This is a genomic window from Paenibacillus sp. AD87, assembly GCF_001659845.1.
GTDB lineage: Bacteria > Bacillota > Bacilli > Paenibacillales > Paenibacillaceae > Paenibacillus > Paenibacillus marchantiae.
Map to the genome: position 1 here is coordinate 1 of NZ_LXQN01000009.1, position 764 is coordinate 764.

A 764-nucleotide genomic window follows, 5' to 3' on the forward strand; every position below is an offset into this window, starting at 1 on the left:
ACATGTCCGGCTGTTACCTGATGAAAAATAGTGAAGGTACTATTATCTATGTAGGTAAAGCCAAAGTGCTGAAGAATCGCGTAAGATCATATTTTATCGGCAGTCATAATGGGAAGACACAGCGCCTGGTGTCCGAAATCCGTGATTTCGAATATATCGTTACCGGCAGCAATATGGAAGCACTCATTCTGGAGTGTAACCTGATCAAGAAACATATGCCGCGGTATAACGTGTTGCTCAAGGATGATAAGACGTTTCCTTACCTTAAAATTACGAATGAAAAACATCCCCGACTCGAAGTGACCCGGCGGGTGCTCAAAGATAAAGCCAAATACTTCGGACCTTATCCGAATTCATATGCGGCACACCAAACGAAAAAACTGCTTGACCGGATGTATCCGTTACGCAAATGCGGCGTAATGCCGAAGGAAGTATGCCTGTATTATCATATGGGACAGTGCCTCGCTCCCTGTGTGCAAGAAGTGGGCAAGGAGCAGTATGATGAGATCTCCCAGGAGATCAGTTCATTTTTGAGTGGCGGGCATGAGGAGATCAAAAAGGATTTACAGCGCAAAATGCAGGAAGCGGCTGAGGATCTATATTTTGAACGTGCCAAGGAACTTCGGGATCAGGTCATTGCCATTGATGCGATGATGGAAAAACAGAAAATTACGATGGCGGATGCCAGAGACCGCGATGTGTTTGGTTTTGCCATTGATAAAGGCTGGATGTGTGTCCAGATTCTATATATGCGTCAGGGAAAA

At 45.2% G+C, this 764-nt stretch carries 1 protein-coding gene; it reads left to right on the top strand.

The window, feature by feature from the left end; genetic code table 11:
* Positions 1-764, top strand: a 764-nt coding sequence (gene uvrC, locus gpAD87_RS22940; protein WP_064641157.1) for an excinuclease ABC subunit UvrC, incomplete at both ends; no start/stop codon positions are given.